At 60.3% G+C, this 13,286-nt stretch carries 11 protein-coding genes, 1 tRNA gene and 2 pseudogenes; 6 read left to right on the top strand and 8 right to left on the bottom strand.

Going from position 1 to position 13,286, the window contains the following annotated elements; translation table 11 throughout:
• Nucleotides 1-58: 58 nt before the first annotated feature.
• From BUE92_RS11865 to BUE92_RS11875, 3 genes are all read right to left on the bottom strand, one after another.
• The gene (locus BUE92_RS11865) at nt 59-1,519 is read right to left on the bottom strand and encodes a heavy metal sensor histidine kinase (RefSeq protein WP_073523839.1); all 1,461 of its coding nucleotides are present in this window, start codon (nt 1,517-1,519) and stop codon (nt 59-61) included.
• Entirely contained in the window at nt 1,516-2,190 is a 675-nt protein-coding gene (locus BUE92_RS11870) for a heavy metal response regulator transcription factor (RefSeq protein WP_032893695.1), read from the bottom strand. The genes BUE92_RS11865 and BUE92_RS11870 overlap by 4 nt, the downstream gene beginning before the upstream one ends.
• A gap of 338 nt (nt 2,191-2,528) precedes the next feature.
• On the bottom strand, nt 2,529-3,848 hold the full coding sequence (locus tag BUE92_RS11875) for an OprD family porin (RefSeq protein WP_073523840.1): 1,320 nt from the start codon (nt 3,846-3,848) through the stop codon (nt 2,529-2,531).
• Nucleotides 3,849-4,073: 225 nt separating this feature from the next.
• Between BUE92_RS11875 and BUE92_RS11880 the strand changes: the two genes are divergently transcribed.
• From BUE92_RS11880 to BUE92_RS11890, 4 genes and pseudogenes are all read left to right on the top strand, one after another.
• Nucleotides 4,074-4,406, top strand: coding sequence for a DUF2790 domain-containing protein (locus BUE92_RS11880; protein ID WP_073523842.1), 333 nt, complete (start codon nt 4,074-4,076; stop codon nt 4,404-4,406).
• A 186-nt stretch (nt 4,407-4,592) separates the two neighbouring features.
• Nucleotides 4,593-5,279, top strand: a pseudogene (locus BUE92_RS29275) (PAS domain-containing protein); the annotation flags it as partial.
• 108 nt (nt 5,280-5,387) lie between these two features.
• Nucleotides 5,388-5,819: pseudogene (locus BUE92_RS29280) on the top strand (methyl-accepting chemotaxis protein); the annotation flags it as partial.
• A 60-nt stretch (nt 5,820-5,879) separates the two neighbouring features.
• Nucleotides 5,880-6,455 (top strand): flavin reductase family protein, encoded by a 576-nt coding sequence (locus BUE92_RS11890; RefSeq protein ID WP_073523846.1) that lies wholly within the window; start codon nt 5,880-5,882, stop codon nt 6,453-6,455.
• 139 nt (nt 6,456-6,594) lie between these two features.
• Here BUE92_RS11890 and BUE92_RS11895 read toward each other — a convergent pair whose 3' ends face one another.
• The gene (locus BUE92_RS11895; protein ID WP_073523849.1) at nt 6,595-7,404 is read right to left on the bottom strand and encodes an AraC family transcriptional regulator; all 810 of its coding nucleotides are present in this window, start codon (nt 7,402-7,404) and stop codon (nt 6,595-6,597) included.
• A gap of 136 nt (nt 7,405-7,540) precedes the next feature.
• Here BUE92_RS11895 and BUE92_RS11900 point away from each other — a divergent pair, with 136 nt between their 5' ends.
• Both BUE92_RS11900 and ddlA read left to right on the top strand, forming a co-directional pair.
• Nucleotides 7,541-8,179 carry a LysE family transporter gene (locus BUE92_RS11900; protein ID WP_073523851.1) on the top strand — a complete coding sequence of 213 codons (639 nt, stop codon included), beginning with the start codon at nt 7,541-7,543 and terminating at the stop codon, nt 8,177-8,179.
• A gap of 44 nt (nt 8,180-8,223) precedes the next feature.
• Entirely contained in the window at nt 8,224-9,318 is a 1,095-nt protein-coding gene (gene ddlA, locus BUE92_RS11905) for a D-alanine--D-alanine ligase (protein WP_073523854.1), read from the top strand.
• A 93-nt stretch (nt 9,319-9,411) separates the two neighbouring features.
• On the opposite strand, the gene ggt is transcribed toward ddlA, so the two are convergent.
• From ggt to BUE92_RS11925, 4 genes are all read right to left on the bottom strand, one after another.
• The gene (ggt, locus tag BUE92_RS11910; protein WP_073523856.1) at nt 9,412-11,223 is read right to left on the bottom strand and encodes a gamma-glutamyltransferase; all 1,812 of its coding nucleotides are present in this window, start codon (nt 11,221-11,223) and stop codon (nt 9,412-9,414) included.
• Nucleotides 11,224-11,277: 54 nt separating this feature from the next.
• Complete coding sequence (locus tag BUE92_RS11915) at nt 11,278-12,057, bottom strand: PhzF family phenazine biosynthesis protein (protein WP_073523858.1); 780 nt, start codon at nt 12,055-12,057, stop codon at nt 11,278-11,280.
• A 129-nt stretch (nt 12,058-12,186) separates the two neighbouring features.
• Nucleotides 12,187-12,263, bottom strand: a tRNA-Met gene (locus tag BUE92_RS11920).
• A 236-nt stretch (nt 12,264-12,499) separates the two neighbouring features.
• Nucleotides 12,500-13,051 (bottom strand): RNA polymerase sigma factor, encoded by a 552-nt coding sequence (locus BUE92_RS11925; RefSeq protein WP_034128106.1) that lies wholly within the window; start codon nt 13,049-13,051, stop codon nt 12,500-12,502.
• Between the last annotated feature and the right edge of the window lie 235 nt (nt 13,052-13,286).

Consider the following 13,286-nt stretch of genomic DNA (forward strand, 5'->3'; position numbering starts at 1 on the left):
AACCATGAAAACGCCGCACCCCTCCTGTGGGAGCGGGCTTGCTCGCGAATGCGCCGGGTCAGTCGATACCTGTACTGACTGATACACCGCCTTCGCGAGCAAGCCCGCTCCCACAGGGGGCCAGCGGTGCTTCCTGAGTCAGGGGGAAGACCAGGCTGAACCGCGTGAAACGCCCAGGCTGGCTGGTTACATGAGCATGGCCCTGATGCAAATGCATGATCGATTTCACAATGGCCAGCCCCAGCCCGGTGCCGCCCTCGGCACGGGTACGGCTGCTGTCGGCGCGGTAGAAGCGTTCGAACAGGTGCGGCAGGTGGTGCGCTTCAATGCCGCGCCCCGGGTTGCCAACCGACAGCGATACGCTCTGCTCGTAGGTCTCCACCAACAGCAACACGGTAGAGGCCCCGGGTGTGTGGCGAATGGCATTGGACAACAAATTGGAAATCGCCCGCTGGATCATCAGGCGGTCGCCGGTCACCCAGGCATCGCCGCGCAGGCTCAGGGTGACGTGTTTGTCTTCGGCACTCAGGGCAAACAACTCCATCACGCGCTGGGCTTCCTGCGCCAGGGACACCTCGGTGAATGAGGCCCGCGCCGCCGGGTGGCTGACCTGCGCCAGAAACAGCATGTCGCTGACAATCCGCGCCAGGCGTTCGAGCTCTTCGGTGTTGGATTCCAGCACCGCCTTGTATTCCTGGGGCGGGCGCTGGCGCGATAGGGTCAACTGGGCCTTGCCCATGAGGTTGGTCAAGGGCGCGCGCAGTTCGTGGGCCAGGTCATCGGAAAATTGCGAGAGTTGCTGCACCCCGGCATCCAGGCGGTCGAGCATCACGTTGATGCCGTGGGCGAGCTCACCCAGTTCGTGGGGCAGGTTATCCACAGACAAACGATGGGTGAGGTCCTGGGTCGTGACCTTCGCCGCCACCTGGCTGAACTGCTTCAACGGCGCCAGGCCACGTTGCACCAGCCACCAGGCGCCCATGCCAATCAGTATCAACAGCAGCGGCAGCGCAATCAGCGTGGCGCGCAGGTAGGCAGTGAGCAATGCCTGGTCGTCCATGCGGTCCAGGGACAGCAGCACCCGCACGCGCTCGCCGCTGGCCAGGCGCATCAGGCGGGTGGCGCTGAGTACCTGGTTGCCGTAGCTGTCGACCCAATTGAGGTAGCCCAGGGTTTCCCGTGACTTGAAGTCGGTGAGCAGCGGTTCCTGGGGTTTGCTGCCGACGTTCAGCAGCACGCTGTTATCGGGCGCTGTACCGACGATGGTCAGGTGGAAATTGTCGTGGCCGATCACCAGGTCCATCAGTGAGTGGGGGCGGGCGCGAATGGCCTGGGCGTCCAGGCCCAGGGCCAGGCTGTGCTGGATCTGTTCCATCTTGCTTTCCAGGTTCTTGCGCGCGAGTTTTTCCAACTCATGGGTGAGCGCCAGGTAGGCCAGGGTCGCCAGCAGCAGCACCAGGCCTGCGCCCATCAGGCTGACCGTCAGCCCCAGGCGCATCGACAGGCTGCCGGTCTTCATGGGCGCGCTTCCAGCACGTAGCCCACGCCGCGAATGGTGTGGATCAGCTTGACCTCGCTCTGGTCATCCACCTTGGCACGCAGGCGGCTGATGGAGACTTCGACCACGTTGGTGTCGCAGTCGAAATTCATGTCCCACACCAGGGAGATAATCTGCGTGCGGGTCAGCACTTCGCCGGCCTGGCGCATCAGCACCTGCAACAGGGCGAACTCCTTGGTGGTCAGGTCGATGCGCCGGGTGCCGCGGTAAGCGCGGTGGCGGCGCGGGTCCAGTTCCAGGTCCGATACGCGGAACACTTCCGGCTGTGGAATGTGCTCGCTGCGACGCATCAGGGTGCGCACGCGGGCCAGCAGTTCGGGAAACTCGAACGGCTTGACCAGGTAATCGTCGGCGCCCATGTCCAAACCCTTGATCTTGTCAGCCAGCCGGCCACGGGCGGTGAGCATCATCACGCGCTGAGTGCCGTTGCGGCGCAATTCTTCCAGTACTTGCCAGCCATCCTTGCCCGGCAGGTTGACGTCCAGAATCACCAGTTCATAGGCGTGTTGCCCGGCCAGGTGCAGGCCGTCGATGCCATTGGCGGCGCAGTCGACCACGTAGCCACTTTCGTTCAGGCCTTGCTGCAGGTAGTCGGCGGTTTTCTGCTCGTCTTCAACCACAAGAATACGCATGGGGGTTACCTCTTGAATTAGGGGAGAGAAGGCGCCCATTTCCTTATGGCGGCGGTTGTCGAAAGTGGGAAAAGTCTGAAGGGTGAAGTAGCTTTAGGGTCAACTGCGACCATCGGTCGCATGGCGCCGCGGGCAAAAAAAACGCCCCAAGCGGGGCGTTAAAAATTCATCTCTTTCCAAAGGAGCTACACAAAAGCTTCAGAGATGAATGTGCTCGGGTGAATAAGTTCAAGCGAGTATAGAAAGCTCAACTTAACGGGAAGCTGAAGCCAATATTACAATTTTGATAACCGGCTATTTGTGAACAGATGTTAGTTAATCGCGAACGAATGTAAGGGCTACAACACAGCCAATGGGTATTCAGCAATAAAGCGAACTTCTTCCAGGTCTGACTCGAACGCACTGGAGCGCACGGTGGCTTGGCGCAAGCGCAGGGACAAATCCTTCAAGCGCCCACTTTGCACCACGTACTTGGCCTCGATATCCCGTTCCCAGCGGCGTTGATCGGTCAAGGGGTTACCCGCTGCATCGCGACGCATATACACGGCATTGGCGTTGCTATAGTCGGCGCCGGTGCCTTTGCCGTAGCGGGTCATGAACGACAGGCCTGGAATGCCGAACGCCTGCATGTCCAGGTCGTAGCGCACCATCCATGAGCGCTCCTTGGGGGCGTTGAAGTCGCTGTACTGGATCGAGTTATTGAGGAAGATCGAATCTGACTGGCGCAGGTAATCGAAGTCATTGTCGCCGTTGTTGCGCTGGTGCGACACGGCCAGGCTGTGGGCGCCGACCTTGACCCCGAGCCTGGCGCTCCAGATGTTATTGTCGAGCTCGCCGAGCCGTTTCTGGCCTTCGTCCACAGCCTTGTAGTAGTTGAAGTCGCCGAACAGCGACACGTCGTCGGTCAGCGCGTAATTGGCGTTGCTGCCGAAGTAATACTGGTCCCAGGCGTCCTTCAAGCGGCTGCTGTACAGGCTAAAGCCCAGATGGCTGTTGAGCTGATAGTCACCGCCGAAGTAGGCGATCCAGGGCGAGTCGACCTTACCTGCATAGAAGGTGGCAAAGCCTTTGTTCATGCCGCTTTCACTGGGCTGGCTCATGCCGCTCAGGCGCCCGCCTTGCAGGCTCAAGCCTTCCAGGCTGGTGTTTTGCAGGGTGACGCCGCGAAAGCTCTCAGGCAACAGGCGAGAGTCGCCGTACGCCACCACGGGGGTGATCGGGAACACGTCGCCGGCCTTGATCACCGTGTCCAGCACGCGCAGTTTCGCCGCGCCGCCGATTTTGCTGTAGCTGTTTTCCGGCTGGTTGTCGCTGTTCACCGGCAGCACGCTGAACGAGCCTTTGCCGCCGCTGCGGCCGCTGCCCGAGTCAAGCGTAAGGCCGTACATGGCGAACGCGTCCATGCCAAAGCCCACGGTGCCCTGGGTAAAACCGGATTCGAATTTGCCAATAAAGCCCTGGGCCCAGGCTTCTGAGTAACCATTACCAGTGGGGCTGGACTGGCCTTTGCGGTCATCGCGGTTGAAGTAGAAATTGCGTGCCAGCACGTTGATGCGGCTGCCCTCGATAAAACCCTCGGGCTTGTCTTCCACCGCCACGGCGGCCAGGGGCAACGCGGCCATCAATGAAAAGGGAAGGGTGTAATGACGAATGCTCATGATGCGCTCCTCGGTGATGGCAGTTATCGGCTCTTATAGAGGCAGGCGTTCTTATTGATATGGCCCTGGCTGATAGTTGCAAACGGTGGGTAACAGCTGCATGGCGCGAAGATTACAATTCTGGAAACTAACGGCCATCTAACAAATAAGTAATGTTCTGGTGAACCTGACGTCAGGGTTGCCTGGTTAATCTCGACACTGAACTTTTCAGTCGAGGAAACCGCAATGAACTTTTATAAAGCAGGTTTGGCTGTATTAACGGCTGTGTTGTCATTTGGCGCACTGGCCGAAGGGGGCGGGGATCGCACCTTTGCCCTGATGATGGAGCGCAATGAGAAAGCCATGGCCGCCTACGCCATCAAAAAAGGCAAGCCGGTGCCCGAGGTCCAGGCTTACCGCTATGGCATGGACCTGGACATTGCCAAGGTCGTCAACGTGACGCCGCCGATCCGCTCGTGCAACGCCGTGCCGTCGCGCATGACCTACGAAGACTCCAGCGGCAAGCTCAATACCCTTGAATATCAGGTCATGGGTATATGCCGTAACAATGGCGGTTGAAAATATAGTTCGGCCCAGGGCCCAAGCGCTCTTCAGAAAACCCCGGCAGCGCCGATGCAGGTTAGTACACCCACTTCACTTGCCTAACGGTGCCCCATGTTCAATACCCGCCTGAAGCAAGAGCTGACCACTCTGCGCGAAGAATTGTCGAGCTTGCTCCAGGTGAAAGAAAGCCTGGAAAACGAAATGCTCTGCCTGACACTGGACCCTGAAGGCCGTGTGGAGTGGGCCAATGCCAACTTCCTGCAGGAACTGGCTTACTCGCTGGGTGAGATAGTCGGACGCGCGATCGAAGACCTGGTGCCGGCCCACGTGCGCCAGGACGCGTTCCAACTGCGTTTCAAGCACGCGCTGGCCCGCGGCGAACACTTTGCCGGCGCCGTGCGCCTGATGCGCGGCAATGGCAAGGAAGCCTGGTTGCGCTCAATCGTGCAGCCGGTGCGCAGTTCGGAGGGGCGCATCAAGCAGTTTTCGATGTTCTCCAGCGACCTTACCCGCACCATCGAGAGCTCGCGTGAACATGAAAACCTGATCACCGCGCTGATGCGTTCCACCGCGTTGATCGAGTTCGACCTGGAGGGGCATGTACTCACCGCCAATGACCGCTTCCTCGGCGCCATGGGATACAGCCTGGCGCAGATCAAAGGCAAGCATCACCGTATGTTCTGTGAGCCACAGGAATACAACAGTGTCGAATACCAACAGTTCTGGAAGCGCCTGAACGCCGGTGAGTTCGTCGCCGCGCGCTTCAAGCGTGTGGACAGCCATGGCCGCCTGGTGTGGTTGGAGGCCACCTACAACCCGGTAGTGGACGCCAATGAGCGGCTGTACAAAGTGGTCAAGTTCGCCACGGTCATTACCGACCAGGTCAACCGCGAGCAGGCCGTAGCCGAGGCCGCCAATATTGCCTACAGCACCTCTTTGCAAACCGACGACAGCGCCCAACGCGGCACCACCGTGGTTACCCAGGCTGTAGACGTGATGCGCGACCTGGCCCAGCACATGCAACAGGCCGGTGAAGGCATTGAGGCGTTGAATGCCCAATCCCAAGTGATCGGCAGCATCGTCAAGACCATCAGCGGGATTGCCGAGCAGACCAACCTGCTGGCGCTCAACGCGGCCATCGAAGCGGCGCGTGCCGGTGAACAAGGGCGTGGCTTTGCGGTCGTGGCCGATGAAGTGCGGCAACTGGCGTCACGCACCAGCAAAGCCACCGAGGAAATTGTTGGTGTGGTGCGTCAGAACCAGGACATGGCCCGAGACGCGGTGGCCTTGATGGCCGACGGTCGCCTGCAAGCCGAGCAGGGCCTGGCCCTGGCGGCCGAGGCGGGTACCGTGATCGTCGAGATTCAAGACGGTGCGCAGAAGGTGGTGAGTGCGGTCGGGCAGTTTGCCAATCAGCTGTCGAGCTGACCTGTCGGGCTTGTGCTTGAGGTATCGTAGGTCTTTTCTCGCTTGCAGAGCTGATCGACCATGAACCCTACGTTCCGTCGCCCCGTACCACTGTCCAAGGCTTACCGTTTGCTCAACCACGGGCCGACCGTGTTGGTGAGCGCAGCCCACAACGGCCAGCGCAATATCATGGCCGCTGCCTGGGCCATGCCGCTGGATTTCGAACCACCGAAAGTCGCGGTGGTGCTCGACAAGGCCACCTGGACCCGCCAGCTACTGGAAGGCGCCGGCACCTTCGTGCTGCAAGTGCCTTGTGCCGCACAGGCTGATCTGGTGCAGACGGTGGGCAATACCCGCGGCGTTGAAACCGACAAATTCGCAGCCTACGGCCTGCGCAGCTTCAGCGGTGAACACACCGAGGCGCCGATGCTGGAAGGCTGCGTGGCCTGGTTGGAGTGCCGCCTGCTGCCTGAGCCGCATAATCAGCAGAGCTATGACCTGTTCCTGGGCGAAGTGGTCGCGGCCTATGCTGATGAGCGGGTGTTCAGCGAGGGCCGCTGGCATTTTGAAGGGCATGATGAACTGCGCACGTTGCACCATGTGGCGGGCGGGAATTTCCTGGTCATTGGCCAACCGATTGTCGGGCGTCAGCTCTGACAGAGGCGCAAAGCCACGAAGATCAAATGTGGGAGCTGGCTTGCCTGCGATGGCATCAATAGGGTGTGCCTGATACACCGAGGTGTCTGCATCGCAGGCAAGCCAGCTCCCACAGTTTGAATGTATTCCGACCCAGCACTCAGCGTCCGAGCATTTTCACCCAGCGCGATGGCGGCATGCCGTAGGTGCTGCGAAACTGGCGGGTCATGTGGCTTTGGTCGGTGAAGCCTGCGGTCATGGCCGCATCCACCAACGATTGGCCCTGGGCCAATAAGTGGCGCACCAGGTCCAGCCGGCGCATGGTCAGGTAGCGGTAGGGGCTGGTGCCGAACAACAAGCGAAAATCCCGCGATAACGCCCAGCGGTCACGGCCGGCGTGGTCGGCTATTTCATCCAGGGTGATGCTGCGGCCCAGGGCGCTGTGGATGAATTCACGGGCGCGTTCGGCCGCGACATAGTCGAAGGATTTACGGCGGATGATGGCACCGGACGCTTCGCTCAGGGCATGGGCCAGATCGAACATGGCGTCTTGCTCTTGCATCGGGTCTATCGGGCAATCCAGGCTCTGCAGCAACACTTCGCTGGCGCGGTGCAGCCGTGGGTCGGTGGACAAGCCGCCGGGGATAAACGGCAACGGCTGCCCACCGAGGATCTGCTGGATCAGCGCCGGCTCCACATAAATCATCCGGTACTTGAAACCTTCGTCGCTGCCAGCGCGGCCGTCATGGGTTTCATCCGGGTGGATCACCATGGTGGTGCCGGGCAGGCTGTGGGTCGTACCGCCGCGATAATGAAAACTCTGCACGCCGAACAACGTGCGCCCGATGGCGTAGGTGTCATGGCGATGGGGGTCGAAGGCGAAGCCGGCAAAATACGCCTCGATACGGTCCAGGCCGCTGGCGTGGGGCGCGCGGTGCAGCCAGTCGAGGGTGTGCGTGGGGTTGCCCATGGTGACTTGTCACAAAAGGAGGTGGAAACACGTTAACTGAGTCTGCACCGGTTGTCTGCTGGGGTCTTGTACGATTGTGCAGGTGTGGGGCGAGGCCTATGATCCCTGTTCGTATACTGCGCTGGTGGTGCTCCTCATGGATTTTTTCAACCCCGCCTATGTGGCGCCGCTGGTCTCGCTCGCATTGCTGTGGACAGTCGCCGTGGTGACGCCTGGCCCCAACTTCTTCAATACGGCGCAGTTGGCCGCCAGCTGTTCTCGGCGTCACGGTGTAATGGCCTCGGCAGGCGTGGCCACTGGCACGATTATCTGGGGGCTGGCGGGTGGCCTGGGGATCAAGTCGCTGTTTACCGCCGCGCCCATGTTGTACCTGGCGTTCAAGATCATTGGTGGCGGCTACCTGATCTATCTTGGTTTGAAGCTGTTCAGACGTTCGGCGCCAACAGCGGGGCAGGCGGTGCTGCCCGATGAGCCGCGACGTTCATTGTTTTCTGCGTGGCGCTTCGGTTTGCTCGGCAACTTGTCCAATCCCAAGGCCGCGCTGTTCGTCGCTACGGCCTTCGCTTCGACCATGCCACCGTCACCGTCACCGGCGCTGCTGAGTCTGGCAGTCATCACCATGGCCACCTTATCGTTCAGTTGGTATACCAGCGTAGCCCTGGTGTTCTCCAGCGAGCACATGGCCAACCTCTACAGCCGTTCGCGCAAGTGGCTCGACCGCTTTGCCGGGAGCTGCTACCTGTTGTTCGGTGCACATCTGGTAGCGAATCGCTGATCGCCCATGGTAAGAAGCCTTACTTTCAACAGCGAGGCCGGGTCATGAGCAAGATGCGGGTAGGTATTATTTTTGGTGGGCGGTCGGCTGAGCATGAGGTCTCGCTGCAATCGGCGCGCAACATTGTCGATGCCCTTGATCGTTCACGCTTCGAGCCTATCTTGATCGGTATCGACAAGGCTGGTCACTGGCACCTCAATGACACCTCCAATTTCCTGCTCAACCAGGAAAACCCGGCGCTCATCGCCCTCAACCACTCCAACCGTGAATTGGCAGTAGTGCCCGGCAAGGCCAGCCAGCAAGTGGTGGAAACCTCCGGCCAGGGCGTGCTGGAACACATTGACGTGATCTTCCCGATTGTCCACGGCACCCTCGGTGAAGACGGTTGCCTGCAAGGCTTGCTGCGCATGGCTGATCTGCCCTTCGTCGGTTCCGACGTGCTCGGCTCGGCGGTGTGTATGGACAAAGACATCAGCAAGCGTCTGCTGCGTGACGCGGGTATTGCGGTCACGCCGTTCATTACCCTCACGCGAGGTAATGCGGCGCGCACCTCGTTCGAAACGGCTGCTGGCAAGCTCGGTGTGCCGATGTTCGTCAAACCCGCCAACCAGGGTTCGTCGGTGGGGGTGAGCAAAGTTGGCAGCGAAGCCGAATACCGCGCTGCGGTTGAACTGGCGTTGGAGTTTGATGAAAAAGTGCTGGTGGAGTCCGCCGTCCAGGGCCGCGAAATCGAATGCGCGGTGCTGGGTAATGACCAGCCCATCGCCAGCGGTTGTGGCGAGATTGTGGTGAGCAGCGGTTTCTATTCCTACGACAGCAAATACATCGATGGCCAGGCCGCCCAGGTGGTGGTACCGGCGGCTATCAGTCACGACGCCAGCGAACGGGTTCGCAGCCTGGCCATTGAGGCGTTTGAAGTGTTGGGATGCGCCGGGTTGGCGCGGGTGGATGTGTTCCTGACGCAGGACGGCGAAGTGCTGATCAACGAGATCAACTCACTGCCCGGTTTTACCCGCATCAGCATGTACCCCAAGTTGTGGCAAGCGGCGGGCATGAGCTATAGCGAGCTGGTGAGCCGGTTGATCGAGCTGGCGCTGGAGCGGCATGCGGGGCGCAAGGGGTTGAAGAGCCATCGCTGATTGTTGGTGGGACTCGGCTCAAAGGCCGGTCACCCACTGTGGCGAGGGAGCTTGCTCCCGTTGGGGCGCGAAGCGTCCCTAGTCCCAACCACTTCAGTCACCCAACGCCTCACCTTCACGCCGAGGGTCAGCACCGCCACTGAGCGTCACCTTGCCTTGGGCATCCCGCGTGCGCACGATGGCCTGCACGCCGCTGGTCATCTCGATCTCGCTCAGGGCGTGGCCCTTGTCTCTGAGCGCCTGTTTCAGCGCCGAGCTGAACAGCCCTGCTTCCAACTCGGTAGCACCATTGCGACTGCCGAAGTTGGGCAGGCTGATGGCCGCTTGTGGGTCGAGCTTCCAGTCGAGCATGGCGACCAGGGATTTACTCACGTACTCGATGATTTGCGAGCCGCCAGGGGAGCCGACGGTGGCCAGCAGTTCGCCCGTCTTGCGGTCGAACACCAAGGTCGGCGCCATGGCCGAGCGTGGGCGTTTACCCGGTTGTACGCGGTTGGCCACAGGCTGGCCGTTTTCTGCGGGGATGAACGAGAAGTCGGTCATCTGGTTGTTGAGCAAAAAGCCCTGGACCATCACATGCGAGCCGAATGCCGCTTCAACCGTGGTGGTCATCGACACGGCGCCGCCCTGGTCGTCCACCGCCACCACCTGTGAGGTGGAGATGCGCAGCGGCGATCGGTCTGGCGCATACGCCACCTGAATGCCGGCAGGTTGCCCCGGCTTGGCGATGCCCATGCTGCGCTCGCCGATCAGCGTGGCGCGCTGCGCCAGGTAACTCGGTGCGACGAGGCCGTCGACCGGCACTGGGGTGAAGTCAGCATCGGCCACATACAGCGCGCGGTCGGCAAAGGCCAGGCGCCCGGCTTCGGCGATCAGGTGCACGGCCTCGGGTGTCGGTTCAAACCCGGCAGGAGACGCACTCTTGACCGGTGTCATGGGGGCGATGGCCAGGCGCGGGTTGCGGGTTTCCAGCGCCTGCAGTGTCCCCAGGATCTGCGCCACGGCAATCCCGCCCGAGGACGGCGGTGGCATGCCGCAGACCTTCCATTGTTTGTAGTCGGTACACAGTGGTGCGCGTTGTTTGGCGGTGTAGCCCTTGAGGTCGGCCTGGGACAGGCTGCCGGCATTGCGATGGCCCTGTACCTTGCGTGCGATCTCATCGGCAATCGGGCCTTGGTATAGCGCATCCGGTCCTTCCTTGGCGATGCGCTTGAACACCGCGGCCAGTGCCGGGTTTTTCAATAGTGTACCGGTGGTTTTTGGCGAGCCATCGGCATTCAGGAAGTACGCCGCCATGTCGGGGGATTGCGCGATAAAGCGATCCGCCGCGATCAAGCTGTGCAAGCGCGGGGAAATGGCGAAGCCTTGCTCCGACAGGCGAATCGCCGGTTCAAACAGCTTGGCCCATGGCAAGTGACCGCTCTTTTTGTGCGCCATTTCCAGGGCGCGCAATACCCCTGGCGTGCCCACCGAGCGCCCGCCAATCTGCGCATCCGTGAACGCCATCGGCGTACCGTCGGCCTTCAGGAACAGACGCTCCGTCGCCCCGGCCGGTGCGGTTTCGCGGCCGTCGTAAGCCTGCACGTTTTGCCCATCCCACAGCATGATGAACGCACCGCCGCCGATGCCGGACGACTGCGGTTCCACCAGGGTCAATACCGCTTGCATGGCAATCGCCGCATCAATGGCTGAACCGCCTTGACGCAACATCTCACGCCCGGCTTCTGCCGCCAGTGGGTTGGCGGCGGCCGCCATATGGCGCTCGGCGTGGCGGGTGCTCAGGTCGGTGCGATAGCCCGAGCCCAGCTCTGGCGCCGGAGGCTGTTCGTTGACGGGCGTGTGGCAGGCTGCGAGGGCCAGGGTTGCGGCGATGACTGTCAGGCTGCGGCGGGAAATCAAAAACACGCGCTGAACTCCGTTCCTGTTGAGAAGGTGCTGTTGTCCTTGGGTTACTGCGTTTTACAGGTAAATCGTGCCTTGCATGTACAGCACGGCCTTGCCGGAAATAATTACCCGGTCACCCTGGAGCTCACAGCGCAACTGGCCCTTACGTTGGCCGCCTTGTTCGGCGCTCAATTGCGACTTGCCCAGGCGCTCGGCCCAGAACGGTGCCAGTGAGGTGTGCGCCGAGCCGGTAACCGGGTCTTCATTGATGCCCACATTCGGGCCGAACCAGCGCGAGACAAAATCAAACCGCGTGCTTTTGGCGGTCACCGCAATGCCGCGTTTAGGCAGGCCCTTGAGTCGCGCAAAGTCCGGTGCCAGAGCCGCTACCTGTGCTTCATCCTCCACCAGCACAATATAGTCGTCGGTGCCAAACACCTCGGCGGTTTCAAGCCCCAGGGCACTCAACATGCCGTAGGGCGGCTCGCAGCGTTCGGGTTTCTTTGCCGGAAAATCCATCGCCAGCTCATCGCCGTTGCGCGTTACCCGCAACTCGCCGCTACGGGTGGCAAAGCGCAGAACCTGCGGGGCGTCCGCCAACTTGTGGATCAATATCCACGCGGCTGCCAACGTGGCATGGCCGCACAGGTCCACCTCAACTTCCGGCGTGAGCCAGCGCAACTCATAGAACTCGCCACGGGGTACAAAGAATGCGGTTTCCGAAAGATTATTCTCGGCCGCAATCTGCTGCAGTTGCTCGTCGGGCAGCCACTCGGTGAGCGGGCACACTGCTGCCGGGTTGCCGCCGAAGGGATGGTGGCTGAAAGCGTCGACTTGGTAGATGTCCAGTTGCATCGGGGGCACTCCGTGTTCAGGGGAGGCTGGACACTAACAGTGGGGTAGGGGGGCGTCAAAATACAGTTAGGGAGTTTTTTTGCGCGCATAAAAAAACGGCCTACCTTTCGGTAAGCCGTTTTTAGTACTTGGTGGCTACACAGGGACTTGAACCCCGGACCCCAGCATTATGAATGCTATGCTCTAACCAACTGAGCTATGTAGCCAAGTGGCGCGCATTATTCGCTTGGAACGGCAATGCGTCAAGCGTTTTTGTTGAATTTTTTTCTACGCTTTCAACTGTTTAAGCCAAAGCGCTGGTTTTGGCGACGGGCGGTGACGAATGCGCAGTGGATGAGGGGGAGTGGAAGCGCTTGGCGTCTTCGAAGGTTTACTCGCAGGCCATGTCAGACAGTGTTGGGCAGATATCCCTGTCGCCCAACACTTGACTGGCTAACTCAACTTACCGATGCAGTGGGGTGTGGGTGACGCGCTTGAGCTGTTCGCGTGCCCGTGACAGGCGCGAGCGCACAGTGCCGATAGGAATGTCCAGTACGTCGGCGGTGTCCTGGTAACTGCCGTCGGTTTCCAGCGAGGCGTACAGCGTTCTGCGCATCTCGGTCGGCAAGTGGTCAATCGCACTCAGGGTATTTTCCAAGCGCCGGTTGACTTCGAACTCCCAGTCCAGGCTGTGGTTTTCTTCATGGCCATGCCACAGCGACTCGTCGAATTCGCAATGCGCAGGCTTGGCATACAGGCGCCGGAAGTGATTGCGGATCAGGTTCTGCGCGATGCCGCACATCCAGGTACTGAGTGTCGCGGTACCACTGAAACGCTCGCGATTGCGCCAGGCCTCCAGGTAAGTCAATTGCAAAAGATCATCCGCGTCTTCTGGGTTCAGGACCCGTTTGTGAATGAAACGGCGAAGTTTTTTCTGTTGATCGTCTGTCAGATGGAGCATGAATTGAGGCGAACTGCCACCAAGGTGAACTAGGGCTTCAATAGGGATATTCATGATTTTTCCTTAAGGTAGACGCAGTCGAAATAGTTTCGGCGGTTACCTCTTTTGCACTGCCTGTGCCAAAGGAGAATCATCATGTAAGCAACTGATTTGTATAAATAAATACTTTATGGTTGCAGTGTTTTTGTGCAGTAATTTGCAAAAGGCACCAGGGACCTGTGCGGGTTTTTTCATCTTGTTGGAAGAGCGAGTTTCGATGGAACCATCTGGGTGGGCCTGACCACATATG

It is taken from the genome of Pseudomonas fluorescens (genome assembly GCF_001902145.1).
Lineage (GTDB): Bacteria > Pseudomonadota > Gammaproteobacteria > Pseudomonadales > Pseudomonadaceae > Aquipseudomonas > Aquipseudomonas fluorescens_BV.

Excerpts from the sequence above, each read along its gene's own strand:
- BUE92_RS11865 (WP_073523839.1), bottom strand. The coding sequence starts at position 1,519 with ATGAAGACCGGCAGCCTGTCGATGCGCCTGGGGCTGACGGTCAGCCTG.
- BUE92_RS11870 (WP_032893695.1), bottom strand. The coding sequence starts at position 2,190 with ATGCGTATTCTTGTGGTTGAAGACGAGCAGAAAACCGCCGACTACCTG.
- BUE92_RS11875 (WP_073523840.1), bottom strand. The coding sequence starts at position 3,848 with ATGAGCATTCGTCATTACACCCTTCCCTTTTCATTGATGGCCGCGTTG.
- BUE92_RS11880 (WP_073523842.1), top strand. The coding sequence starts at position 4,074 with ATGAACTTTTATAAAGCAGGTTTGGCTGTATTAACGGCTGTGTTGTCA.
- BUE92_RS11890 (WP_073523846.1), top strand. The coding sequence starts at position 5,880 with ATGAACCCTACGTTCCGTCGCCCCGTACCACTGTCCAAGGCTTACCGT.
- BUE92_RS11895 (WP_073523849.1), bottom strand. The coding sequence starts at position 7,404 with ATGGGCAACCCCACGCACACCCTCGACTGGCTGCACCGCGCGCCCCAC.
- BUE92_RS11900 (WP_073523851.1), top strand. The coding sequence starts at position 7,541 with ATGGATTTTTTCAACCCCGCCTATGTGGCGCCGCTGGTCTCGCTCGCA.
- ddlA (WP_073523854.1), top strand. The coding sequence starts at position 8,224 with ATGAGCAAGATGCGGGTAGGTATTATTTTTGGTGGGCGGTCGGCTGAG.
- BUE92_RS11915 (WP_073523858.1), bottom strand. The coding sequence starts at position 12,057 with ATGCAACTGGACATCTACCAAGTCGACGCTTTCAGCCACCATCCCTTC.
- BUE92_RS11925 (WP_034128106.1), bottom strand. The coding sequence starts at position 13,051 with ATGAATATCCCTATTGAAGCCCTAGTTCACCTTGGTGGCAGTTCGCCT.